23 protein-coding genes and 1 pseudogene are annotated in these 23144 nt (G+C 63.8%); 3 read left to right on the forward strand and 21 right to left on the reverse strand.

What is annotated here, in order from left to right:
• Positions 1 to 2 precede the first annotated feature (2 nt).
• From pabC to B9A31_RS08635, 8 genes are all read right to left on the reverse strand, one after another.
• Positions 3 to 818: an aminodeoxychorismate lyase gene (gene pabC, locus B9A31_RS08600; protein ID WP_019098592.1), complete on the reverse strand. Its 816-nt coding sequence runs from the start codon at positions 816 to 818 to the stop codon at positions 3 to 5.
• Positions 818 to 2062: a beta-ketoacyl-ACP synthase II gene (fabF, locus tag B9A31_RS08605; RefSeq protein WP_016715142.1), complete on the reverse strand. Its 1245-nt coding sequence runs from the start codon at positions 2060 to 2062 to the stop codon at positions 818 to 820. The genes pabC and fabF overlap by 1 nt, the downstream gene beginning before the upstream one ends.
• A 189-nt stretch (positions 2063 to 2251) precedes the next feature.
• A complete protein-coding gene (gene acpP, locus B9A31_RS08610; protein ID WP_025754824.1) occupies positions 2252 to 2488 on the reverse strand; it encodes an acyl carrier protein in 237 nt (78 codons plus the stop codon).
• Between the two features lie 202 nt (positions 2489 to 2690).
• Positions 2691 to 3431, reverse strand: a complete 741-nt coding sequence (gene fabG, locus B9A31_RS08615) for a 3-oxoacyl-ACP reductase FabG (protein WP_016715140.1) — start codon at positions 3429 to 3431, stop codon at positions 2691 to 2693.
• A gap of 15 nt (positions 3432 to 3446) precedes the next feature.
• A complete protein-coding gene (fabD, locus tag B9A31_RS08620; protein WP_027609509.1) occupies positions 3447 to 4385 on the reverse strand; it encodes an ACP S-malonyltransferase in 939 nt (312 codons plus the stop codon).
• Positions 4386 to 4512: 127 nt separating this feature from the next.
• The gene (gene plsX / locus B9A31_RS08625; protein ID WP_016715138.1) at positions 4513 to 5523 is read right to left on the reverse strand and encodes a phosphate acyltransferase PlsX; all 1011 of its coding nucleotides are present in this window, start codon (positions 5521 to 5523) and stop codon (positions 4513 to 4515) included.
• Positions 5524 to 5526: 3 nt separating this feature from the next.
• Positions 5527 to 5709: a 50S ribosomal protein L32 gene (rpmF, locus tag B9A31_RS08630; protein ID WP_003247154.1), complete on the reverse strand. Its 183-nt coding sequence runs from the start codon at positions 5707 to 5709 to the stop codon at positions 5527 to 5529.
• Between the two features lie 13 nt (positions 5710 to 5722).
• Positions 5723 to 6250, reverse strand: coding sequence for a YceD family protein (locus B9A31_RS08635; protein ID WP_012313431.1), 528 nt, complete (start codon positions 6248 to 6250; stop codon positions 5723 to 5725).
• Positions 6251 to 6346: 96 nt separating this feature from the next.
• Between B9A31_RS08635 and B9A31_RS08640 the strand changes: the two genes are divergently transcribed.
• On the forward strand, positions 6347 to 6925 hold the full coding sequence (locus B9A31_RS08640; protein WP_025754827.1) for a Maf family protein: 579 nt from the start codon (positions 6347 to 6349) through the stop codon (positions 6923 to 6925).
• An 89-nt stretch (positions 6926 to 7014) separates the two neighbouring features.
• Here the strand turns inward: B9A31_RS08640 and B9A31_RS08645 are convergent, their stop codons facing one another.
• Genes B9A31_RS08645 through rluC form a run of 3 tightly spaced genes read right to left on the reverse strand, consistent with a single transcriptional unit; the run spans position 7015 to position 9645 of the window.
• Positions 7015 to 8004 carry a S49 family peptidase gene (locus B9A31_RS08645; RefSeq protein ID WP_016715135.1) on the reverse strand — a complete coding sequence of 330 codons (990 nt, stop codon included), beginning with the start codon at positions 8002 to 8004 and terminating at the stop codon, positions 7015 to 7017.
• 6 nt (positions 8005 to 8010) lie between these two features.
• Positions 8011 to 8685 carry an HAD family hydrolase gene (locus B9A31_RS08650; protein ID WP_016715134.1) on the reverse strand — a complete coding sequence of 225 codons (675 nt, stop codon included), beginning with the start codon at positions 8683 to 8685 and terminating at the stop codon, positions 8011 to 8013.
• Positions 8686 to 8688: 3 nt separating this feature from the next.
• Positions 8689 to 9645 (reverse strand): 23S rRNA pseudouridine(955/2504/2580) synthase RluC, encoded by a 957-nt coding sequence (gene rluC / locus B9A31_RS08655; protein WP_025754829.1) that lies wholly within the window; start codon positions 9643 to 9645, stop codon positions 8689 to 8691.
• A gap of 796 nt (positions 9646 to 10441) precedes the next feature.
• On the opposite strand from rluC, the gene rne reads away from it, so the two are divergent.
• Entirely contained in the window at positions 10442 to 13696 is a 3255-nt protein-coding gene (gene rne, locus B9A31_RS08665; RefSeq protein WP_084296880.1) for a ribonuclease E, read from the forward strand.
• A gap of 186 nt (positions 13697 to 13882) precedes the next feature.
• On the opposite strand, the gene murB is transcribed toward rne, so the two are convergent.
• From murB to B9A31_RS08705, 8 genes are all read right to left on the reverse strand, one after another.
• Positions 13883 to 14902, reverse strand: coding sequence for a UDP-N-acetylmuramate dehydrogenase (gene murB, locus B9A31_RS08670; RefSeq protein WP_025754830.1), 1020 nt, complete (start codon positions 14900 to 14902; stop codon positions 13883 to 13885).
• The gene (locus tag B9A31_RS08675; protein WP_016715130.1) at positions 14899 to 15363 is read right to left on the reverse strand and encodes a low molecular weight protein-tyrosine-phosphatase; all 465 of its coding nucleotides are present in this window, start codon (positions 15361 to 15363) and stop codon (positions 14899 to 14901) included. The genes murB and B9A31_RS08675 overlap by 4 nt, the downstream gene beginning before the upstream one ends.
• Positions 15363 to 16127 (reverse strand): 3-deoxy-manno-octulosonate cytidylyltransferase, encoded by a 765-nt coding sequence (gene kdsB / locus B9A31_RS08680; RefSeq protein ID WP_019098599.1) that lies wholly within the window; start codon positions 16125 to 16127, stop codon positions 15363 to 15365. The genes B9A31_RS08675 and kdsB overlap by 1 nt, the downstream gene beginning before the upstream one ends.
• Complete coding sequence (locus tag B9A31_RS08685) at positions 16124 to 16309, reverse strand: Trm112 family protein (protein ID WP_003247142.1); 186 nt, start codon at positions 16307 to 16309, stop codon at positions 16124 to 16126. The genes kdsB and B9A31_RS08685 overlap by 4 nt, the downstream gene beginning before the upstream one ends.
• Positions 16310 to 16353: 44 nt before the next feature.
• A complete protein-coding gene (gene lpxK / locus B9A31_RS08690) occupies positions 16354 to 17355 on the reverse strand; it encodes a tetraacyldisaccharide 4'-kinase (protein WP_084296881.1) in 1002 nt (333 codons plus the stop codon).
• A complete protein-coding gene (locus tag B9A31_RS08695) occupies positions 17355 to 17789 on the reverse strand; it encodes an ExbD/TolR family protein (RefSeq protein ID WP_012271149.1) in 435 nt (144 codons plus the stop codon). Before B9A31_RS08695 ends, lpxK begins: the two co-directional genes overlap by 1 nt.
• Complete coding sequence (locus B9A31_RS08700) at positions 17786 to 18421, reverse strand: MotA/TolQ/ExbB proton channel family protein (RefSeq protein WP_016391244.1); 636 nt, start codon at positions 18419 to 18421, stop codon at positions 17786 to 17788. The genes B9A31_RS08695 and B9A31_RS08700 overlap by 4 nt, the downstream gene beginning before the upstream one ends.
• Positions 18422 to 18550: 129 nt before the next feature.
• A complete protein-coding gene (locus B9A31_RS08705) occupies positions 18551 to 20764 on the reverse strand; it encodes a DNA internalization-related competence protein ComEC/Rec2 (RefSeq protein ID WP_084296882.1) in 2214 nt (737 codons plus the stop codon).
• A 142-nt stretch (positions 20765 to 20906) separates the two neighbouring features.
• On the opposite strand from B9A31_RS08705, the pseudogene B9A31_RS08710 reads away from it, so the two are divergent.
• Positions 20907 to 21413: pseudogene (locus tag B9A31_RS08710) on the forward strand (DUF2062 domain-containing protein); the annotation flags it as partial.
• 9 nt (positions 21414 to 21422) lie between these two features.
• Here the strand turns inward: B9A31_RS08710 and B9A31_RS08715 are convergent.
• Together B9A31_RS08715 and B9A31_RS08720 are read right to left on the reverse strand one after the other, a co-directional pair.
• Positions 21423 to 22202, reverse strand: coding sequence for an ABC transporter permease (locus tag B9A31_RS08715; RefSeq protein WP_019098550.1), 780 nt, complete (start codon positions 22200 to 22202; stop codon positions 21423 to 21425).
• Positions 22199 to 23131 (reverse strand): ABC transporter ATP-binding protein, encoded by a 933-nt coding sequence (locus tag B9A31_RS08720; protein WP_016715124.1) that lies wholly within the window; start codon positions 23129 to 23131, stop codon positions 22199 to 22201. Before B9A31_RS08720 ends, B9A31_RS08715 begins: the two co-directional genes overlap by 4 nt.
• Positions 23132 to 23144: the final 13 nt, after the last annotated feature.

The raw sequence follows: 23144 nt of genomic DNA on the forward strand, positions 1-23144 counted from the left end.
ATTCAGGTTTCCAGTAACGTACGGGCAACGGCCTGCAGTTTACGGGTGAGCGGGCCAGGCGACCAGTTTAGCGCGGCTACGCCACGCACGGGCCAAATGCCGTAAACGCTATTGCAAACAAATACTTCATCTGCGTGCTCCAGCGCCTTGAACGGCAGGTCACAGACCTGCGCCGGGATGCCCAGCAGTACGGCCTGCTCCAGCAACGCCGCACGCATCACCCCGGCTACACCACAGCGGCTGAGGTCGGCGGTAAGCAGCACGCCGTCGCGCACCAGGAACAGATTGCTGTATACCCCTTCGATTACCCTGCCCTGCCCGTCACGCATCAGGCCTTCGGCGTGTTCGCTGTCCTGCCATTCGGCACGTGCCAGCACCTGCTCCAGGCGGTTGAGGTGTTTGAGCCCGGCCAGCAGCGGTTGTTCCCCAAGCCGGGTCTGGCAAGGGAACAACCGCACGCCTTGCTCGGCATGCTCAAGAGGATAACCGGGCAACGGACTGCCCTGCAGGATGCGCCGTGGCGCGGCATCGGCTACCGGGGCATAGCCACGCTGGCTGTCGCCACGGGTGAGGATAAGTTTGGCTACGCCTTCCCCGAGCTGGTTGGCATAGCGAAGCAGTTCGTCGCGCACCAGCGCCAGGTCGGCGTTGATCGCCAGGCGCTGGCAGCCCAGCGCCAGGCGTGCGAGGTGGCCGTCCAGCAAGCTGGGGCGACCGCCGCGCACGGCAATGGTCTCGAACAGGCCATCGCCGTAGGCCAGGCCACGGTTCTGCAGGTTGAGTGCAGCCGCCGGCTGGCCATCGATCCAGCCGTGCATCAACCGGCGAACCGGCGGAACACCAGCGAGCCGTTGGTGCCGCCAAAGCCGAACGAGTTGGACAACACCACGTCGATCGGCATGCTGCGCGCCTGGTGCGGCACGAAGTCAAGGTCACAACCTTCGTCCGGCTCGTCCAGGTTGATGGTGGGCGGTGCCATCTGGCTGTTGATGGCCAGTACGCTGAAGATCGCCTCCACCGCGCCGGCAGCACCCAGCAGGTGACCGGTCATCGACTTGGTCGAGCTGACCGCCAGCTTGTAGGCATGCTCACCGAACACGCGCTTGATCGCAGCCACTTCGGCCACGTCGCCCGCAGGGGTCGAAGTGCCGTGGGCGTTGATGTAGCTGACCTCTTCCGGCTTGATACCGGCATCGCGCAGGGCGTTGGCCATGCAACGGGCAGCGCCTTCGCCAGTGTCGGGCGGCGAAGTCATGTGGTAGGCGTCGCCGCTCATGCCAAAGCCAACCAGCTCGGCATAGATGGTCGCACCACGCGCCTGGGCGTGCTCCAGTTCTTCGAGCACCAAGGCACCGGCACCGTCAGACAACACGAAGCCGTCACGGCCCTTGTCCCACGGGCGGCTGGCCCGGCTTGGCTCGTCGTTGCGGGTGGACAGCGCGCGCGAAGCACCGAAACCGCCCATGCCCAGGCCGCAGGCGGCCATTTCGGCGCCACCGGCGATCATCACGTCGGCCTCACCGTAGGCGATATTGCGTGCGGCCATGCCGATGCAATGGGTGCCGGTGGTGCAGGCGGTGGCAATGGCGTAGTTCGGCCCTTGCAGACCCAGGTGGATCGACAGGAACCCGGAGATCATGTTGATGATCGAGCCCGGCACGAAGAACGGCGAAATGCGGCGCGGCCCCGAGTCGTGCAGGGTGCGGCTGGTTTCTTCGATGTTGGTCAGGCCACCGATACCCGAGCCCATGGCCACGCCAATACGCTCGCGATTGGCGTCGGTGACCTCCAGGCCGGCATTACGCACCGCCTGGAAACCGGCCGCCAGGCCGTACTGGATGAACAGGTCGAGCTTGCGGGCCTCTTTGGCCGACAGGTATTGCTCGACTTCGAAGCCTTTCACCGAGCCGCCAAAACGGGTGGAGTAGGCAGACAGGTCCGTGTGTTCGATCGGACCAATGCCACTGCGGCCAGCCAGAATGCCCTGCCAGGTGCTCGGTACATCGGTACCCAGTGGCGACAGCATACCCATACCGGTGACCACGACGCGTCTACGCGACACAGTACTCTCCTTTTCTAATAACAGAGTCTCTTGGCATTGCATTCATACGATGGAATGAAATGACAACAGGCTCTCGGTGCGCGGTGAACAAAGCAGCCCCGCCAGAACGCGGCGTGCTCGCAAAGAAAAAACCGCACGCCGGCGAAGGCAGTGCGGTTTTCCCCGACAAGAAGCGTCGACTAATGCGTCTTAGCCTTGGTGGGCAATGACGTAGTCTACGGCAGCTTTAACGGTAGTGATCTTCTCGGCTTCTTCGTCAGGGATTTCGGTCTCGAATTCCTCTTCCAGAGCCATCACCAGCTCAACGGTGTCAAGCGAATCGGCACCCAGGTCATCAACGAAGGACTTCTCGAGAGTCACTTCTTCTTCCTTGACGCCCAGTTGCTCGGCGACGATTTTCTTGACGCGTTCTTCGATGTTGCTCATACCTAGGTTTACTCCTAATGGATATATGTCAGGCAGCTGGCCGGTGGCTAATTTTATAGAAAGACGTTCGCTTTTCAAGCGAAACGCGCTTTCACGCCAGTCACCCCACCCGCTGCCTGGAATCTGGTTGCAGCTTTATAACGGATTTTAGGCTCGCAGTATGACTCTTTTTTTACGAAATCCGTCACATTGAGTTGCAGTGTTACATGTACATCCCGCCGTTGACCGGCACGGTAGCGCCGGTCACGTAGCCAGCGCCGTCGGATGCCAGGAACGAAACCACCTTGGCGATTTCGTCGGCCTGGCCCAGGCGGCCCAGCGGAATCTGGGTCTGCAGGGCTTCGCGCTGCGCTTCTGGCAGCTCGCGGGTCATGTCGGTGTCGATGAAGCCCGGGGTCACCGAGTTGACGGTGATGCCACGCGAGCCCACTTCACGCGCCAGGGCGCGGCTGAAGCCTTCCAGGCCAGCCTTGGCGGCCGCATAGTTGGCCTGACCGGCGTTACCCATGGCACCCACGACCGAGCCGATGCTGATGATACGGCCCCAACGTGCCTTGGTCATGCCACGCAGCACGCCCTTGGACAGACGGTAGAGGCTGTTCAGGTTGGTGTCGATCACGTCGAACCACTCGTCGTCTTTCATCCGCAGCATCAAGTTGTCGCGGGTGATGCCGGCGTTGTTGACCAAAATGGCCGGTGCGCCGAACTGCTCGCCGATGGCGGCCAGTACCGCTTCAACGGACTCGGCGCTGGTCACGTTCAGCTCCATGCCGGTACCGGTGATGCCGTGCTCTTTCAGGGTGGCAGCGATGCGCTCGGCGCCGGACGCCGAAGTGGCGGTGCCGATCACGGTCGCGCCCTGGCGGCCCAGCTCGAGGGCGATGGCCTGGCCAATGCCACGGCTGGCGCCGGTGACCAGTGCAACTTTACCTTGCAGGCTCATGCAAGCTTCTCCAAATCAGGCCAGTGCCGCGCGGGTGGCGGCAACGGCATCAGGGGTGTTGAGGTTGTAAGTGGTCACGCCATCGGCGCAACGCTTGTTCAGGCCAGCCAGGACCTTGCCCGGGCCACACTCGACCAGGTTGACCGCACCGCTGGCAGCCAGGGTCTGCACACACTCCACCCAACGCACAGGCTGGTACAGCTGCGCCAGCAGGTCGTGCTTGAGTGCATCGAGGTCGGCGGCAACAGCAGCCGTGACGTTCTGCACCACTGGAATTTGCGGGGCCTTCCACTCGATGGCGTTGACCGACTCGGCAAAGCGCTCGGCCGCCGGCTTCATCAGGGCACAGTGCGACGGCACGCTGACCGCCAACGGCAGGGCGCGTTTGGCGCCCTTGGCCTTGCACAGCTCCATGGCGCGATCCACGGCAGCTTTATTGCCAGCGATGACCACCTGGCCTGGCGAGTTGAAGTTGACGGCGCTGACCACTTGGTCTTCAGCGGCTTCGGCGCAGATTTCAACGACCACAGCGTCGTCCAGGCCGAGGATGGCAGCCATGGCACCATGACCCGCCGGTACGGCCTCCTGCATCAGCTGACCGCGGCGCTCGACCAGGCGAACAGCGTCTTTCAGGGTGATGCTGCCCGCAGCGACCAGGGCACTGTATTCGCCCAGGCTGTGGCCGGAAACGAAGGCTGGCTGCGCGCCGCCCTCTTCCAGCCACAGGCGCCACAGCGCGATGGACGCGGTGAGGATGGCCGGCTGGGTCTTGTCGGTCTGGTTGAGTTGCTCTTCAGGACCTTCCTGGACCAGCTTCCACAGGTCGTAACCGAGGGCTTCGGACGCTTCCTTGAAGGTTTCGATGATCACTGGCTTCTCGGCGCCGAGCTCGGCGAGCATGCCCAGCGACTGGGAACCTTGACCGGGAAAGACGAATGCGAGAGATGCAGACATTGAACAAGCCCTTATGATCTTGTCGTCGGATAGGGTGCGCCAGGCCCTGGGCCAGGCGCGGAATCTGAAAACTTGGATGGATACACAGACCAAGCGGTCACATTTAAGCACTTCATGGGCAAAATGCCTAAGGCAACAGGTCTTCGAGGCGCCCATGCAAGCGCTGCGGCAGGTTCTCCTGTATCTCGATCAGCGCCCGCTGGATAGCACTCTGGAAGCCCTGCACGCCCGCCGAGCCATGGCTCTTGATGACAATGCCCTGCAACCCCAGAAAACTGGCACCATTGTGCCGCGCCGGCGCCAGGTCGGCCTGCAGACGCTTGAGCAGCGGCATGGCCACCGCCCCGGCCGCCCGCGACAACACGCCGCCCTTGAACAACTGCTCGATGCGCGCAGCGATCATCGTCGCCAGCCCCTCGCTGGACTTGAGCAGGATATTGCCGACGAACCCATCGCACACCACCACATCGGCCTCACCACGATACAGCCCGTCACCTTCGACAAAACCCACGTAGTTAAGCCCACGGGCATTCTGCAACAGGCTGGCAGCCAGCTTGACCTGCTGATTGCCCTTGATGTCCTCGGTGCCGATGTTCAGCAGCGCCACCCGTGGACGATGCACACCCAGGGCCTGAGCAGCCACCGAGCCCATCACGGCAAACTGGTAGAGGTTTTCGGCACTGCAATCGACATTGGCACCCAGGTCGAGCAACTGGCAGTAACCCGCCTGAGTCGGAATTGCGGCCACCATGGCGGGCCGGTCGATACCCGGCAAGGTCTTGAGCACGAAACGGGACAGCGCCATCAGCGCGCCGGTATTGCCGGCACTGACGCAGGCCTGGGCCTTGCCGTCACGCACCAGTTCCAGGGCGATGCGCATCGACGAATCCGGCTTGCCCCGCAATGCCTGGGAGGGCCGCTCATCCATGCCGACCACCTCACTGGCGGCGACAATCTGCAGACGCGCGCGATCCGCAGCCGCAAGGCCGCTGACAAGATCTTCCAGGAGTGAGGGTTGACCGACGAGGGTCAGGTGCAGCGAGGGAGTAGCAGAAAGGCAGGCAATGCTAGCCTGGACAATGCTGCGGGGACCGAAGTCCCCGCCCATTGCGTCGATCGCGATGATCTGAGCGGACAAGGATTACTCGTCAGCGCCCTTGTCGACCACTTTGCGACCACGGTATACGCCTTCTGGCGAAACGTGGTGGCGCAGGTGAACTTCACCGGTGGTTTTCTCTACCGACAGCGCGTTTTCCGACAGGGCGTCGTGCGAACGGCGCATGTCACGGGCAGAGCGGGATTTTTTGTTCTGCTGAACAGCCATAATTGATTAACTCCTAAACGTTTGGGTCACGCTTTAACTGCGCCAAAACACTGAACGGGTTGGACCGCGATACCTCGTCCTTGCTCGATTCGGGCTCGTCTGCGCCCGCCGGCTGCTGGCATTCTTCCGGATGATGAGCAGGCACGATTGGCAAGGCGAGCAGAAGCTCCTCCTCGATCAATGCCTGCAGATCCAAAGGATCTTCGCCCAGTTCCAGCACGTCATAGCCTTTCGGCAACGACTGGGTATTCGCACCCTCCTTCACCACGGCGTAAGTACATTCGCTGTGAATCGGCAGGGTGACCAGCTCAAGACAACGCTGGCAAACCATCTTGACTTCGACGTCCAGCTCGCTGTGGATAACCACGACGTGCTGTTCATCTCGTTCAAAATCGAACTTCGCCTGCACCGTACCGACATTGTCGGAAAGCGGGTCGCAGAGTCTTTCCAAATCAGCGAGTTGCAGCGAACCGTTAAGGGTTACGCCACGATCGGCTAATTTGCGCGGGTCAACGTGAGGTGGAATCGGGTCATTCAACATAGGCGCAGCATAATAGGGATGCCCCCCGCCCCTGTCAAAGGAAATTAGGCGGCATCGTGCGTGATAGAATTTGTTCAACTGATTCAGGAGTCTACCATGCTTCCTTTGCTACTGGCTTCCAGCTCTGCCTATCGCCGCGAACTGCTCGCACGCCTGCGCCTGCCCTTCACCTGGGCAAGCCCCGATATAGACGAGCAGCGCCTGGCTGATGAACCCGCCGTGGACCTGGTGCGCCGGCTGGCCAGGCAAAAGGCCGAAGCCTTGGCGGGAAGCCACCCCGGACACCTGATCATCGGCTCGGACCAGGTTGCAGTATTGGGCGAACAGGTGCTGGGCAAACCCCACACGTTCGAGCGGGCCTGCGAGCAACTGCTGGAGTGCAGCGGGCAGCAGGTGAGTTTTCTGACCGGGCTGGCACTGCTCAATACTGCGACCGGGCACTGCCAGGTGGACTGCGTGCCATTTACGGTGACGCTGCGCGAATTGAGCAGGGAGCGGGTGGAGCGCTATGTGACGGCGGAACAGCCACTGGATTGCGCAGGAAGCTTCAAGGCTGAGGGATTGGGGGTGAGCCTGTTCCAGAGCACGCATGGGTGCGATGCAACCAGCCTGATCGGGCTGCCGTTGATTAGGCTGGTGGACATGCTGACAAAGGAAGGCGTGGATATCCCTTAGCCCGCCTGGAGATTTGTTGCGCCCGACAGATCGAGCGCCGCGCGGGCGGCGCTCGATTAATCAGGCGCCGCAGACCGCGCGACGAACCTTCAGCGCAACTGTGGCCCCTGGAACCCCATCCACATCGCCAGGTGCTCGGCCACGCTAGCCCCTACACGCTTGGAGAAGCGGTCGAACGGCGACTCCTGAACGGTGAAGTCCACCAACTCTTTCTCACCAACGACCTCACGTGCCACATAACTGGCACTGCCCAGCCCGTCCACCAACCCCAGCGCCTTGGCCTGTTCACCCGACCAGATCAGGCCACTGAACAACTCTGGATGCTCTTTGTCCTTCAGGCGCTCGCCACGGCCCTGCTTGACCATGGCAATGAACTGGTTGTGCGTGGTGTCCAGCACACCCTGCCAGAACCGGGTTTCATCAGGCTTTTCCGGTGAGAACGGGTCGAGAAACGCCTTGTGCTCACCCGACGTGTAAGAACGCCGCTCCACGCCGAGCTTCTCCATGGTGCCGACAAAACCATAGCCGGCCGCCGTCACACCAATGGAGCCGACCAGGCTGGCTTTATCGGCATAGATTTCGTCCGCCGCACTGGCGATGTAATAGGCACCGGAAGCACCAAGGTCCGCAATGACCGCATACAGCTTGATGGCCGGGTATTCGGCCCGCAAACGGCGGATTTCGTCATACACATAACCCGCCTGCACCGGGCTGCCACCCGGGCTGTTGATGCGCATCACCACAGCCTTGGTCTTGCTGTCCTTGAACGCCTCGCGCAGGCTCTTGACGATATTGTCGGCGCTGGCGGCCTCCTGATCGGCAATCACCCCGCGCACCTCGACCAGCGCGGTATGGCTGGCACTGCGCGACGCGGCCTTGTCCATGTCCATCAGCGGCGTGAACAACGCCAGGATGCCGAACAGGTAGACGAAGGTCAGCAGCTTGAAGAAGATGCCCCAGCGCCGCGACCGACGCTGCTCCTGCACGCTGGCCAGCAGGGTCTTCTCCAGCAGCTTCCAGCTTTTGCGCTCTTCACGCTCCTCGGGCTCGGCCTCGGGGGCTTTCCATTCATCTGCCATGCTTACCTACCTTGGAAGTGGAATTGCGGAACCAGCCAGCCACTCGCGCAGCTGGGAAAAGTGGTTGATGCACACCTGCGGGCCGAATTCGGCCAGCGCCTGCAGCGACATGGCACCATAGCCCACCGCCACCGAATGCATACCGGCATTGCTGGCCATCTGCAGGTCGAACGCCGAATCTCCGACCATCAGCGCACGCCCGGGTTCGACGCCGCAATGGCCGAGGATTTCCTCAAGCATCAAAGGATGCGGCTTGCCACGGGTTTCGTCGGCGGCGCGGGTGATATCGAAGAACGCCTCCCAACCATTGGCCTTGAGCACCCGATCCAGGCCGCGACGCGCCTTGCCGGTAGCCACCGCCAGGCGGTAACCCTCGGCACGGAAGGCGTCCAGCGACTCGACAACGCCGTCGAACAACGGCGAAGGCTGCTGGTCCAGCGCCATGTAGATATCGGCATAGTGCTGACGGAAGGTTTCGACCTGCGCAGGTGCCAGGTGCGGGTACAGGGTATGAATGGCCTCGCCCAGGGCCAGGCCGATGATGCCCTTGACCGCCTCGTCACTGCTTTGCGCCTCACCGGCACGATCGGCAGCGGCGTTCATGGCCTCGACGATGCGCCCGATGGAATCGGCCAGTGTGCCGTCCCAGTCGAAGATCAGTAGCTCATAGCCTTTTTTCATAGATCAGGACGCACTCAGACGCTCAACGGTTTTCGCCCACACTTCATCCACGGGCGCTTCAAGCTTGAGCTCACCACCGTCCGGCAGCGGCACGGTCAGCGCGTAGGCGTGCAGGAACAGGCGCTTGCCACCCAGCTCGCGGATTTCGCGACTGAAGTCTTCGTCACCGTACTTGCTGTCGCCGGCAATCATGTGCCCGGCATGCAAGGTGTGCACGCGGATCTGGTGGGTACGCCCAGTGATCGGACGCGCCTCGACAATGGTGGCGAACTCGCCAAAGCGGCGCAGCACGCGGAACAGGGTCAGCGCTTCCTTGCCCTCCTCGTTCACTTCGACCATGCGCTCGCCGGAGCGCAGGTTGCTCTTGAGCAAGGGCGCATTGACCTGCTTCTTCGAGGTGGGCCAGTGGCCGCGCACCAGCGCCATGTAACGCTTGTCGACACCGTCGCCGCGCAGCGCGGCATGCAGGTGGCGCAGCATGCTGCGCTTCTTGGCGATCATCAGCAGGCCGGAGGTGTCGCGGTCCAGGCGATGCACCAGCTCCAGTTCCTTGGCGTCCGGCCGCAGTTGGCGCAGCGCCTCGATCACGCCAAAGCTCAGGCCGCTGCCGCCGTGCACGGCAATACCAGCCGGCTTGTTCATCACGATCAGCGCCTTGTCTTCGTAGACAATGGCGGCCTCCAGGCGCTGCAGCAGGCCCTGGGCCACCGGCGCGGGCTCGTCGCGCTCCGGCAGGCGGACGGGCGGCACCCGCACGATGTCGCCAGCCTGGATCTTGTACTCCGGCTTGACCCGCCCCTTGTTCACCCGCACTTCACCCTTGCGCAGGATGCGGTACACCAAGGTTTTGGGCACGCCCTTGAGGGCCGTGATGAGGAAATTGTCGATGCGTTGGCCGGCAAGCTCCGGCGCGACTTCGATCAGCTGAACGCCGGAAGTCGGAGGGGTATTGGTCGTCATGGCGGGATCATAACAATTTTTTATGGAATTGAAGCACTTAATCATTGCTGCTATAGTCGCGAACGCCGCCAAAAGCGGCAGGCCAGCGGCACCAGGCTCTTTGCCGGCCCTGACCAACGCAATTCTCCAGGACGCGAGGCCGTCCTACGGGGTTTTCGCCAGTTTACCGAATTGCCTGGAATCGCCACCAGCGCTGTGTAGAGAAGACCGAAAAAAAACGACAAGTGCGGTGTTTCACCTGCTTACCCGATTCTTTTCGCTGCACCTCTGCCCGCCCCGTCGCTTCCACGCAACGCACGGCGAATGCTTCGGAAATACCTGCCTTGGACATGAATGGCGCCAGTGCAGTACCTGCAGTGGCGAAAAATGCAACCCGTTGCGGATTCAGCGCGCGGCAGCACCCGAATTATCAGGGATACGTGCAGGGTGGAGATGCACAGCCCTCGGACCGTGTAGCACCGCGTCCGGCCACCAGCCCACTGACGGCTGGCGAGCGGATAAGGTCCTGAACAGATGCCCCCGGGCGTCCACGGCTGACGGTTGATTCCTCCTCCTGACTGAGTGCACAAGGCCCGCTTGGTTGATTCGGATTCCTATTCGAAGCCACCGGGGCCTTGTTGGCACCGCAGCAAACAGGACGCGTCGTCGCGACAACGGCAGGCTGGGCAACCGGCTGGTGCCGAACGTCGCTCGACACGGGGGTGGCCCGGCCACCCTTTGCGCACCTTGGCACCGACCATGAGACGTCGTGTGTGCCGAACGCCGTTTCCGGCAGCCCGGAAACCGACGGTACAACATGAAAAGAATGCTGATTAACGCGACTCAACCCGAAGAGTTGCGTGTAGCCCTGGTGGACGGCCAACGTCTCTACGACCTGGACATCGAGTCCGGTGCGCGCGAGCAGAAAAAGGCCAACATCTACAAAGGCAAGATCACCCGCATCGAACCCAGCCTCGAAGCCGCCTTCGTCGACTTCGGTTCCGAACGTCACGGCTTCCTGCCGCTGAAAGAAATCTCCCGCGAATACTTCAAGAAGGCCCCCGAAGGCCGCGTCAACATCAAGGAAGTGCTCAGCGAAGGCCAGGAAGTCATCGTCCAGGTCGAGAAGGAAGAGCGCGGCAACAAAGGCGCCGCCCTCACCACCTTCATCAGCCTGGCCGGCCGCTACCTGGTACTGATGCCCAACAACCCGCGTGCCGGTGGCATCTCCCGCCGCATCGAAGGCGAAGAGCGTAACGAACTGCGCGAAGCCCTGAACGGCCTGACCGTGCCGGGCGACATGGGCCTGATCGTGCGCACTGCCGGCCTCGGCCGCAGCAGCGAAGAGATGCAGTGGGACCTCGACTACCTGCTGCAACTGTGGACCGCCATCAAGGAAGCGTCCCTGGACCGCGCCGCGCCGTTCCTGATCTACCAGGAAAGCAACGTCATCATCCGCGCCATCCGCGACTACCTGCGCCAGGACATCGGTGAAGTGCTGATCGACAGCATCGACGCCCAGGAAGAAGCCCTGACCTTCATCCGCCAGGTGATGCCGCAGTACGCCAGCAAAGTGAAGCTGTACGAAGACAGCGTGCCGCTGTTCAACCGCTTCCAGATCGAAAGCCAGATCGAAACCGCCTTCCAGCGCGTAGTCGACCTGCCGTCCGGTGGCTCGATCGTGATCGACCCGACCGAAGCCCTGGTGTCCATCGACATCAACTCGGCGCGCGCCACCAAAGGCAGCGACATCGAAGAAACCGCCCTGCAGACCAACCTGGAAGCGGCCGAAGAAATCGCCCGCCAGCTGCGCCTGCGTGACATCGGCGGCCTGATCGTCATCGACTTCATCGACATGACCCCGGCGAAGAACCAGCGCGCAGTGGAAGAGCGCGTTCGCGAATGCCTGGAAGCCGACCGCGCCCGCGTACAGGTTGGCCGCATTTCGCGCTTCGGCCTGCTGGAAATGTCCCGTCAGCGCCTGCGCCCGTCGCTGGGCGAGAGCAGCGGCATCGTCTGCCCGCGCTGCTCAGGCACCGGCATCATCCGTGACGTCGAGTCGCTGTCGCTGGCCATCCTGCGCCTGATCGAAGAAGAAGCCCTGAAGGACCGTACCGCCGAAGTCCGTGCTCAGGTCCCGATTCCGGTAGCCGCGTTCCTGCTCAACGAGAAGCGCAACTCGATCACCAAGATCGAACTGCGCACCCGTGCGCGCATCATCATCCTGCCGAACGACCACCTGGAAACCCCGCACTTCGAAGTCCAGCGCCTGCGCGACGACAACCCGGAAGTGCTGAACAACCAGTCCAGCTACGAAATCGCCGCCTCCGAGGCCGAAGAAGCGCCGCAGCCGACCGCCACCCGCACCCTGGTACGCCAGGAGGCCGCGGTGAAGACCGCTCCGGCCCGCGCCAATGCGCCAGTACCCGCCGCCGCTGAAGAGCAGCAGCCTGCCGCACAGGTCGCCCCTGCCCCGAGCGCTCCGGAGCCAAGCCTGTTCAAGGGCCTGGTGAAGTCGCTGGTCAGCCTGTTCGCCGGCAAGGACGAGCCTGCTGCCGCACCGGTCGTGACTACCGCCGCCGAAAAACCGGCTGCCGAACGCAGCCCGCGCAACGAAGAGCGCCGCAACGGCCGCCAGCAAAGCCGCAACCGCAACGGCCGCCGTGACGAAGAGCGCAAGCCGCGTGAAGAGCGTGCCGAGCGCGCGCCACGCGAAGAACGCCAACCGCGCGAGGAACGCGCTCCGCGCGAAGAGCGTGCGCCACGTGAAGAACGCGCCCCACGCGAAGAGCGTGCACCGCGTGAAGAACGTGCACCACGCCAGCCGCGCGAAGACCGCCGTAACAACCGTGGCGAAGAGCGCGTGCGCGAACTGCGCGAGCCGCTGGATGCCACCCCGCCAGCCGAACGTGAAGAGCGTCAGCCACGCGAAGAACGTGTAGCCCGTGAAGAACGCGCTCCTCGTGAAGAACGCGCACCACGTGAAGAACGTGCTCCGCGTGAAGAGCGCGCCCCACGCGAAGAACGTGCTCCGCGTGAAGAGCGTGCCCCACGCGAAGAACGCGCTCCTCGTGAAGAACGCGCCCCACGCGAAGAGCGTGCTCCACGCCCACCACGCGAAGAGCGTCAACCACGGGTAGCCGAAGAAGCAGCTGAACAGGCTGCCGAACTGGCCGAAGAGCAACTGCCGAACGAAGAGCTGCTGCAAGACGAGCAGGAAGGCACCGATGGCGAGCGCCCGCGCCGCCGCTCCCGTGGCCAGCGTCGTCGCAGCAACCGTCGCGAGCGTCAGCGCAACGCCAATGGCGAGCTGATCGACGGCGAAGAAGAAAGCAGCGAAGAGCAGCCACAACAGCACCAGGCCACCGAGCTGGGTGCCGAACTGGCCGCTGGCCTGGCAGTAACTGCCGCTGTCGCCAGCAGCAACATCAGTGCCGACGCCGAGGCCCAGGCCAACCAGCAGGCCGAGCGTGCTACCGCTGAAGTTGCCGTCGTTGCAGAGACCGACAACAGCAAAGCCACCCAGCCGGTTGAACAGGCTGAAAAAGTGGAGCAGGCCGAAGCGGTCGCCAAGGCCGAGGAAGCCGCCATGGCCCCAGTGGTCGAGCAGCCTGTCAGCGAGCCGGTGGTCGTGGCCGAAGTCACTGCCGCGCCAGTGGTCGAAGTCGCCCCGCAGCCAGCCGTTGAGGAAGCACCTGCCGCCGAGCCGGTTGTGGTTGCCGAGGCGCCAGTGGAGGCCCAGGTGGTCGAAGCCGGTGAAATCGAACAGGCCCCGACCGTGGTCGAAGCCGCTCCGGTTGTCGAGCAGCCTGCAGCGGTTGTTGAAGCCCAGCCAGAAGTTGTGGCCGAGCCTGCACCTGTGGCGGTCGAGCCGGCACCGGTCGAAGCCCCGGTAGCGGTAGAGCCTGCTACTGTCATGCTGGCCAACGGCCGTGCGCCGAACGACCCGCGTGAAGTGCGCCGCCGCAAGCGTGAGGCCGAGGCTGCCGCCAAAGCTGCACAGGAAGCTGCTGCTGCCTCCGAGGAGCCAGCCCTGGAAGCCGCCGATGAGCACAAGCCTCATCACGGTTGATAGCCAAAGCTGAATGAAAAAGCCCCGCCAGTGCGAACTGGCGGGGCTTTTTATTGGCCTTGTGTTTTGCCTCTAGCGGCCTCTTCGTGGCTAAAGACGCTCCCACAGGTTCAGTGCTTACCTCAAGGCATGCGCAACTCCTGTGGGCGCGGCTTTAGCCGCGAAAGGGCCAGCACTGGCAATGCATCAATAGAGGTTAGGCTCCATCTCCAGCTCAACCCCGAACCGCTCCAGAATATCGGCCTGAATGCGTTGCGCCAGCGCATGCATCTGCGCCCCACTCGCCTGGCCGTAGTTGACCAGCACCAGCGACTGCAAGCGGTGAACACCGGCGTCACCCTCGCGATGCCCCTTCCAGCCCGCCTGCTCGATCAACCAGCCCGCCGCCAGCTTCACCTGGCCTTCGGCCTGAGGATAAGCCACGACGCCAGGGTAATGCGCACGAATACGCTCGACCTGTGCGGCCGACACCACCGGGTTTTTGAAGAAGCTCCCGGCATTACCCAGCTGCGCAGGGTCTGGCAGCTTCTCGCGGCGAATGCTGCAAATGGCATCACTGATCGCCTGGGCAGTCGGCTCGGTCGCGCCCTGCTCCGTCAGCCGCTGGCGCACCGGGCCGTAATCGAGGCGGGCCTGCAGGGTATGGCTCAAGGCGAAGCGCACACGCAAGATCAACCAGCGGCCAGGGTTGCGCTTGAACACGCTGTCGCGATAACCGAAAGCACAGTCCGCCAAACCAAACTCACGCAGCTCACCTGTCTCGCGGTCCAGCGCCGTCAGGCCGGCAAACACGTCCTTGATCTCTACCCCATAGGCGCCCACGTTCTGCATCGGCGCGGCGCCCACGGTGCCAGGGATCAGGCTGAGGTTTTCCAGCCCGCAATAGCCCTGCGCCAGCGTCCACTGCACGAACGGGTGCCATGGCTCACCCGCCTCGGCCTCGACCACGATATGTTCGCCATCGTCGCTGAGCACACGGCGACCACGGCTGGCCATGTGCAGCACCAGCGCATCGATGTCACGGGTCAGCAGCAGGTTGCTGCCGCCGCCGATCACCAGCACCGGCAGGCCCTGCTGATGCGCCTGGCTCAGCGCGTGACGTACCTGCTGGTCATCCTGCGCCTGGCTGAAATAGCGGGCTTTCACGTCGATGCCGAAGGTGTTGTACGGCTTGAGCGATACCTGCTCCTGCCACTGCACTGTCATAGCCGCCCCTTGATTTCCAGCACCAGCGCCTGGCACGCCGACTCGACCAGGTCCAGCACCTGCTCGAAGCCGTCTGCGCCGCCGTAATACGGGTCTGGCACTTCATCCAGCGCAGCACCATAGCGGCGCAGGAACAAGTCAAGCTCGCCCACTGCGTTGTGCGGGCGCAGGGCGCGCAGGTCGCGCAGGTTGCTCTCGTCCATCGCCAGGACCAGGTCATATTCGGCGAAGTGCGCCGCCTTGACCTGCTGGGCACGCTGCTGCGAAAGGTCGTAACCACGCGCCAGCGCCGCCTTGCTGGTACGGCTGTCAGGCGCCTTGCCCACATGCCAGTCACCCGTGCCGGCAGACGCCACCTGCACCTTGTCGGCCAGTCCGGCGGCCTGCAATTGGTGGCGCAGCACGCCTTCGGCAGTGGGCGAACGGCAAATGTTGCCCAGGCACACGAACAAAACGCGCATCAGGCCTCCAGCAAGCGCCGTACGCGCTCCAGGTCTTCAGGGGTATCCACACCCACGGCGGGCGCCTCGATGGCGTCCTCGACATGAATGCGCACGCCATGCCACAGGGCACGCAGCTGCTCCAGCGCTTCGGTCTGTTCGAGCCAGCATGGCCCCCAGCCAACGAAGTCCTGAAGGAAGCCGACGCGGTAGGCGTACATGCCAATATGGCGGCGATACGGCACGCCCTGCGCCAGCACACTGCGGTCCTTGGCAAAGGCATCGCGAGCCCAGGGCAGCGGTGCACGGCTGAAGGTCAGGGCCAGGCCGTTCTTGTCACTGACCACCTTGACCGCGTTGGGGTTGAACACGGTTTCCGGCTCATGGATCGGCTCGGCCAGGGTGGCGATGCCAGCCTCAGGATGCGCCGCCAGGTTGGCGGCCACCTGGTCAATGATGACCGGCGGAATCAGTGGCTCGTCGCCCTGCACGTTGACCACGATGGCGTTAGCCGGCAGGCCCAACTGAGCGGCCACTTCGGCCAGGCGATCGGTGCCCGACTCGTGGTCGGCGCGGGTCATCAGCACTTCGGCACCGAAGGCCTGGCACGCTTCCAGGATGCTGGTGTCGTCGGTGGCGATGACCACGCGGCTGGCAGCGCTTTTACGCGCCTGCTCCCACACATGCTGCACCATCGGCTTGCCGGCAATCGCCAGCAGCGGCTTGCCCGGCAGGCGCGTGGAGCGCAGCCGGGCGGGAATCACTACCGTGAAGTCCAGGCTCATTTGTCCAGACGCTCGTCGTCAGTCAGGGTGCGCGCCTCGCTTTCCAGCATGACCGGGATGCCGTCGCGGATCGGGTAGGCCAGGCCGGCGCCCTTGCTGATCAGCTCGGTCTTGTCAGCGCTGAGCTTGAGCGGGCCTTTGGTGATCGGGCAGGCCAGGATATCGAGCAGTTTGGTGTCCATTGAAGGCTTCCTTTAGGCCAGGTGGCCGGAAATTGAAAACGGGCTCAGGGCTTGCGCAGCAGGCGCTGCAGCTGGCTGTCGAACCAGGCGCTGAACGCCGGGGTGGGCTGCGCCTCGACGGTCAGGTACCACCAGTCGTCAGCGGCGAAGGCCCGGCATTTCACCGCATCCTTCTCGGTCATGACCAACGGCAGCGGCGGGCTGAACGCCAGGCTCTGGGCGCTGAACTGCGCATGATCGGCGAAGGGGTGCGGCACCGGCTGCCAGTTTAGCCCCAGCAGGGTATTGAAGAAACGTTGCGGGTTGCCGATACCGGCCACCGCGTGCAGGCGCTGGCCTGCGGGGAAATGGTCGAGCGCGCGGTGCTCGCCGCTGCGCAGGTTGACCAGTGCGGACGGCTGCAGGCAGAAGCCGAAACCTTCGGTGCGGTCTGTGCTGGCGCCATTGAACAGCACCGCGTCGGCAGCCTGCAGGCGCTCGGCCGGCTCACGCAGCGGGCCGGCGGGCAGGCAGCGCCCGTTGCCCAGGCCACGGGCGGCATCGATCAGCACCAGTTCCAGGTCGCGGGCCAGGCGGTAGTGCTGCATACCATCGTCACACAGGATCAGGTCGAGTGGTTCACTGGCCAACAGCGCCTGCACGGCACGGGAGCGGTCGGGGTCGATCATCAGCGGCACGCCAGTGCGCTGCACGATCAGCAGCGGTTCATCACCGGCCTGCCCGGCAGCTTGATCGGCCTGCACGCGCCAAGGCAACTGCGGCGGCTTGGCGCCGTAGCCACGGCTGACCACACCCACCTTCAGCCCCTGCTGGCGGCAGTGTTCGATCAGCCAGAGAATCATCGGCGTCTTGCCGGTGCCACCGACGGTGATGTTGCCCACCACGATGACCGGCACCGGCGCCCGGTAGCTGGCACTTTCACCGCTGAGAAAACGCGCCCGTTTACGTGTGACCACGCGGCGGTAAAGCGCCTCTAGCGGGCGCAGCAGCGCCAGCGCCGGGTGCCCGGCGTACCAGGCGGCGAGCAAACGGTCGGTGAAAGCCATCAAGGCGTGCCCTGGGCCGCCTCGACGGTGGTCATGCGCAACTGGCTGAAACCGAGCTTGCCGGCGGCATCCATTGCAGTGACCACAGCCTGATGCGGAGTCTTGCCGTCTGCACTGATGGCCAGCGGCAGCTTGTTGTCACCGCCCGACTCACGCTCGATGGCTTCGCTCAAGGTGGCCAGGTCGCTCTTGGGCAACAAGTGGTTGTTCACCGAATACACGCCTTCGGCACTGATGGTGATTTCCACCAGCTTGCCCTGGTCGGCAGGCGCCTGCTCGGCGCTGGCGGCCTCGGGCAGCTCGACACGCAGCTGGGTCTCGCGGGTGAAGGTGGTAGTTACCACGAAGAACAGCAGCAGGACGAACACCACGTCGATCAGCGACGCCAGGTTGATGTCGACGTTCTCCCGCTGGCGATTGCGCCGGAACTTCACGCCTTGCCTCCGGCCACTTCCACTTCGCGGTCGCCCTGGATCACTTCCACCAGCTTGATCGCTTCCTGCTCCATGCCCACCACCAGCTCATCGATGCGGCGCAGCAGGAAACGGTGGAAGAATACGGCCGGGATACCGACCATCAGGCCTGCTGCGGTGGTCACCAAGGCCTTGGAGATCCCCCCGGCCAGTACGGCGGCGTTCGCGGTCATCTGCGAGCCCATGAAGGCACTGAAGATGTCGATCATGCCCAGCACAGTGCCCAGCAGGCCCAGCAGCGGGGCCATGGCGGCAATGGTGCCGAGGGTGCTGATGTAGCGCTCCAGCTCGTGGATGACGCGCGAGGCGGCTTCCTCGATGCACTCTTTCATGATTTCGCGGCCATGGCGCGAGTTGGCCAGGCCTGCGGCAAGGATTTCGCCCAGCGGCGAATCGGCACGCAGGGCCTTGAGCTTGTCACTGGTCAGTTGCTTGTCCTTGATCCACATCCACACCTGGCCCAGCAGGTGCGGCGGGGTGACGCGACTGGCGCGCAGGGTCCACAGGCGCTCGACGACGATAGCCATGGCAGCGATGGAACTCAGAATGATCGGCAGCATCATCCAACCACCGGACTTGACCAATTCCCACACAGTAAACGCCCCTTCGGAAAAAGGCCGCCACTCTACCATAGGCGCGGCGAGGGCTCATCTGCCGGAGGTCAGGGAATTGGGGTTGGGGCTGACAGGCGCTGAACATGTATCGGCGTAGACCTGGCCCCCCTAGTCCAGTTGAGCCCGCCAAAACCGCCGCTGCCCCCGAACACCTTCAACCTCCCCCTGCCGCCCCACCACCAACCGCAACGCTCCCTCCACCGCCGTATCATGTATCGCCACCCCATACCGCCGATAGCGCTCGAGCACCTGCACATGCGGGTGCCCAAAGCTGTTGTTGCGCCCACGCGAAATCAGCACCCCGCGCGGCGCCGTGGCACGGATGAAAGCCTCGCTGGACGAGCTGCGGCTGCCATGGTGCGGCGACTGCAACCAGTCGATTCCCGGCGCCTCTGTGGCCGCCAGCCAGGCCCGTTCGGCCCCAGCCTCCATATCCCCCGCCAGCAGCAATCGCTCGCCCTGTGCCTCGATCATCAGCACACAAGAGCGGTCATTGCTGCTCTGTGCGTCGGCCCAACGCCATAGCGAAAACCGCACGCCATCCCAGTCCCATCGCTCGCCGCTGACACAAGGTTGCAACGGAACATCGCCCAGCGCTTCCCCACCGATAATCCGCCGCACCGGCAGACCTCGCTGGATAGCGGCAGCACCGCCCGCATGATCAGCATGGGCGTGGCTGACCAGCATCACGTCAAGGGCCGCCACGCCCAGCTTGCGCAGGGTCGGCAGCACCACCCGTTCGCCCAGGTCACTGTCACCCTTGGCCGGCCCGGCATCGTAAAGCAGGTTGTGATGGCGGGTGCGCAACAGCACTGCCAGCCCTTGGCCGACGTCCAGTTGCCAGACTTCGACCTGCCCAAGCGGCACCGGCTCCCTCGGCACCCACAGGGCCAACAGCATCACGCCCCCCAACCCACGCAACGGCACGCCCCGAGGCAGCAGCAGCAACAGCGCCCCCAGGCAAACCAGCAACCAGGCCCACACTGGCAATGCTGGCGGCATCCAGGCCGGGCGCTGTTGCGCCACCAACGCCAACCCCCGGAACAACAGGTCCAGCAGCCCGCCCGCCAGCCATAACAACGCCTCCCCTACCCCGGGCAATGGCAGCAGTACCGTGCCCAGCAGCGCCAACGGCAACACCGCCAGGCTGATCCACGGCACCGCTACCAGATTGGCCAACGGCGCACTCAAGCTCACCGGCAGGCCAGTGGCCAACAACACTGGCAGCAAACCGATGGCGATTACCCATTGCGCCCGCGTCCAGGCTCGCCAGGGCCGCCAGCCCCCTAGCCGGGCACTGAAGCAATAGAGAAGCGTGGCGACTGCGGAAAACGACAGCCAGAACCCCGGCAACAATGCCGCCAGCGGTTCGACCAGCAACACCACGACCAGCGCCAGCAACAGCGGCAACAGTGCACCGAGGTGGCGAAAACGCAGACGCCAGAGCAACACCACGGCCAGCATCAGGCAGGCGCGCTGCACTGGCACGCCCGCACCGGCCAGCCAACCGTACGCCAGCGCAGCGGCCATGGCCAGGCCACACGCCCAAGGCAGCCACGGCAGCCGTACAGGCCACAGCCCCCAACGCGCCAGCCCGGCGACCAGGCCATACAGCAAACCGGCCACCAGGCCGATGTGCTGGCCAGAAATCACCAGCAGGTGCACCGTGCCAGTGGCCTGCAACGTCTGCCAGTCCTCCCGGGCCAGGCCCGCCCCATCGCCCAGCACCAGCGCCACCAACGCCGCCGTTCGGCCATTGGCCTCGACTGCGAGCAAGCGCTGACGCAGCGCATCGCGCCAACCACCGGTTACTGGCGCCAGCAGCTGCCCTGCCTTGACCGTGCCCGTGGCACCCACCCGCCGCGCCAGCAGTTGCGCCTCGCGGTCCGGCCCATGCGGGTTCAACAGCCCGGCCGGGCGCTGCAAGGTCACGGCCAGCCGCCACTGCTCGCCCGCCCGCAGAGGCGGCCCACCGAACCAGCTCAGTTGCAGGCGCTGCGGCAGCTCGGCCCGCCGCGAGCGTGCAGCGTCCAGCTCGAAGCGCACGCCTTGTGCCGTTCGGGCCGGCAAGCCGACCACCCGCCCTTCCAGCCACAAGGTGCGGCCATCCAGGCCGGCAGCCAGGCGATCATCAAGGGCCAGCTGAGCAGACCCGCAAGCCCAACACAAACCCAGCAGAAAACAACCCAACGGCCACACGCGGGTGAACAGGCTGGCGACAGCGCAGGCAGCCAGCGCGATCAACCATCCGACCGATGGCAGTACGGGGAGAAAGCCCAGGCACAACAGCCCGAGCGCGAGCGCAAACATCCCTGTGCGCATGAGGTAGAGCTCCAGAAAGCAAATCACCCTCTGAGGCATAGCCCAATTGCCGGAAACCCTTGCTCAACAATTGTCACAAACTCTAAACGAGGCTGAATCCGAATCAGGGCATACTGCCCGGATCAACGCTCCGGGAGCCTACATGCCGCGCCGACTTTTCAAACGCTACATGCCGGACCCGACCAGCATTCGGGAACACAAGTCCTTACGCTTTTTCGGCAAACTGCTGCACGACCCGAACCTTTGGCACCTGAACCGCCATTCGGTGGCACGGGCCATGGGTGTAGGCCTGTTCGCAGCGTTGATCCCGATGCCGGCGCAAATGCTGCTGGCCGCCGCGCTGGCCATTCCGGTGCGCGGCAACCTGCCGATCGCCGTCAGCCTGGTGTGGCTGACCAACCCGCTGACCATGCCGCCGGTGTTCTTCGTTACTTACATGACCGGCGCCTGGCTGATGCAGGTGCCGCCGCGCACCCTGCCCGACGAGCTGACCTTCCAGTGGATCACCGACCAGCTGTCGACGCTGTGGCAACCCTTCCTGCTCGGCTCGGTGGTGTGCGGCGTGGTGCTGGGCATCGCCGGCTACTTCGCCACCATGCTGTACTGGCGCTGGTGGGTGGGCCGGCAATGGCGCCGTCGCCAATGCCGGTGCAAGGCCTCAGGCCCGCATGCCGCGGCCGCTGACCAGCAAGCGAACGCACACCCCATAGAGCACTGCGGTGGCGACCAGCATGAAGGTGATCGCCGTGCCAATGCTGATATCCGACACCCCTAGGATGCCGTAGCGGAACGAGTTGACCATGTGCAGCACCGGGTTGGCCAGCGACACGGTCTGCCAGAACGGCGGCAGCAGGTTGATCGAGTAGAACACCCCGCCCAGGTAAGTCAGCGGCGTCAGCACAAAGGTCGGGATGATCGAGATATCGTCGAAATTGCGCGCAAACACTGCGTTGACGAAGCCCAGCAGCGAAAAGATGGTAGCCGTCAGCAACACCACGACCACGGTCACACCCAGGTGATGCACCTGCAGGTCGGTGAAGAACATCGACAGGATGGTCACGATCACCCCCACCGCCAGCCCGCGCAGCACGCCACCCAGCACATAACCCACGAGGATGGTGTGCGGCGATACCGGCGACACCATCAGCTCTTCGATCGAGCGCTGGAACTTGCTGCCGAAGAAGCTCGACACCACGTTGCCGTAGGAGTTGGTGATCACCGACATCATGATCAGCCCCGGCACGATGTACTGCATGTAGGTGAAGCCGCCCATATCACCGATCTGCCGACCGATCAGGTTGCCGAAGATGACGAAGTACAAGACCATGGTGATCGCCGGGGGCAGCAACGTTTGCGGCCAGATGCGCAGGAAACGCCGCACTTCGCGGTAGACGATGGTGTTCAGGGCGACCCAGTTGGTGCGCAGTTCCACACTCATACGGCCACCTTCGACAGGTTTTTTTCCACCAGGGACACGAACAGCTCCTCAAGCCGGTTGGTTTTGTTGCGCAGACTTTGCACCTCGATGTTCTGCAGCGCCAGCTGGCCGAACAGTGCGGTGATGCCAATGTCCTTTTCCACTTGCACCTCAAGGGTGTGCGGGGTCAGCAGCCGGCACGGGTAGCCTTGCAGCACCGGCGCGCTGGCCAGGTCCTGCTTGAGGTCGAGCACGAAGGTTTCGACATGCAGCTTGCCCAGCAACTGGCGCATGCTGGTGTTCTCGACGATGGTGCCGTGGTCGATGATGCCGATGTTACGGCACAGCTGCTCAGCCTCTTCCAGGTAGTGGGTGGTGAGGATGATGGTGATGCCCTTCTGGTTCAGCTCGGTGAGGAAGCTCCACATCGAGCGGCGCAGCTCGATGTCCACACCTGCAGTCGGCTCGTCGAGGATCAGCAGGCGCGGCTCGTGGATCAACGCGCGGGCGATCATCAAACGGCGCTTCATGCCACCCGACAACGAACGCGACTGCACATCCCGCTTGTCCCACAGGCCCAGCTGGGTCAGGTACTGCTCGGCGCGCTCCTTGGCCACCTTGGGTGGGATACCGTAGTAGCCAGCCTGGGTCACGACGATGTCGAAGGTTTTCTCGAACTGGTTGAAGTTGAATTCCTGCGGCACCACGCCCAGGCAGCGCTTGAGTGCCGAGGGCTCGCGGTCCAGGTCATGGCCGAACACATTGACCGTGCCGCTGGTTTTGTTCACCAGGGTGGACAGGATGCCGATGGTGGTGGATTTGCCGGCGCCGTTAGGGCCGAGCAAGGCGAAGAAGTCGCCTTCGGCAACATCGAGGTCGATGCCTTTGAGGGCCTGAAAGCCGTTGCCGTAGGTCTTGGTGAGCTGTCGGATGGACAGGGCGGAACTCATAGCGGGTCACTTA

The organism is Pseudomonas sp. URIL14HWK12:I5 (genome assembly GCF_900176445.1).
In the GTDB taxonomy this organism is placed as follows: Bacteria; Pseudomonadota; Gammaproteobacteria; order Pseudomonadales; family Pseudomonadaceae; genus Aquipseudomonas; species Aquipseudomonas monteilii.

Bases quoted from the DNA above. Each gene is read 5' to 3' on its own strand.
- B9A31_RS08645 (WP_016715135.1), bottom strand. From the start codon at position 8,004: ATGGCAGATGAATGGAAAGCCCCCGAGGCCGAGCCCGAGGAGCGTGAA.
- B9A31_RS08635 (WP_012313431.1), bottom strand. From the start codon at position 6,250: ATGTTGAATGACCCGATTCCACCTCACGTTGACCCGCGCAAATTAGCC.
- kdsB (WP_019098599.1), bottom strand. From the start codon at position 16,127: ATGAGCCTGGACTTCACGGTAGTGATTCCCGCCCGGCTGCGCTCCACG.
- B9A31_RS08715 (WP_019098550.1), bottom strand. From the start codon at position 22,202: ATGAGTGTGGAACTGCGCACCAACTGGGTCGCCCTGAACACCATCGTC.
- rpmF (WP_003247154.1), bottom strand. From the start codon at position 5,709: ATGGCTGTTCAGCAGAACAAAAAATCCCGCTCTGCCCGTGACATGCGC.
- fabG (WP_016715140.1), bottom strand. From the start codon at position 3,431: ATGAGCCTGCAAGGTAAAGTTGCACTGGTCACCGGCGCCAGCCGTGGC.
- rluC (WP_025754829.1), bottom strand. From the start codon at position 9,645: ATGACGACCAATACCCCTCCGACTTCCGGCGTTCAGCTGATCGAAGTC.
- B9A31_RS08705 (WP_084296882.1), bottom strand. From the start codon at position 20,764: ATGCGCACAGGGATGTTTGCGCTCGCGCTCGGGCTGTTGTGCCTGGGC.
- murB (WP_025754830.1), bottom strand. From the start codon at position 14,902: ATGACAGTGCAGTGGCAGGAGCAGGTATCGCTCAAGCCGTACAACACC.
- B9A31_RS08650 (WP_016715134.1), bottom strand. From the start codon at position 8,685: ATGAAAAAAGGCTATGAGCTACTGATCTTCGACTGGGACGGCACACTG.
- lpxK (WP_084296881.1), bottom strand. From the start codon at position 17,355: ATGGCTTTCACCGACCGTTTGCTCGCCGCCTGGTACGCCGGGCACCCG.
- fabD (WP_027609509.1), bottom strand. From the start codon at position 4,385: ATGTCTGCATCTCTCGCATTCGTCTTTCCCGGTCAAGGTTCCCAGTCG.
- B9A31_RS08720 (WP_016715124.1), bottom strand. From the start codon at position 23,131: ATGAGTTCCGCCCTGTCCATCCGACAGCTCACCAAGACCTACGGCAAC.
- B9A31_RS08675 (WP_016715130.1), bottom strand. From the start codon at position 15,363: ATGCGCGTTTTGTTCGTGTGCCTGGGCAACATTTGCCGTTCGCCCACT.
- acpP (WP_025754824.1), bottom strand. From the start codon at position 2,488: ATGAGCAACATCGAAGAACGCGTCAAGAAAATCGTCGCCGAGCAACTG.
- B9A31_RS08640 (WP_025754827.1), top strand. From the start codon at position 6,347: ATGCTTCCTTTGCTACTGGCTTCCAGCTCTGCCTATCGCCGCGAACTG.
- B9A31_RS08685 (WP_003247142.1), bottom strand. From the start codon at position 16,309: ATGGACACCAAACTGCTCGATATCCTGGCCTGCCCGATCACCAAAGGC.
- pabC (WP_019098592.1), bottom strand. From the start codon at position 818: ATGCACGGCTGGATCGATGGCCAGCCGGCGGCTGCACTCAACCTGCAG.
- rne (WP_084296880.1), top strand. From the start codon at position 10,442: ATGAAAAGAATGCTGATTAACGCGACTCAACCCGAAGAGTTGCGTGTA.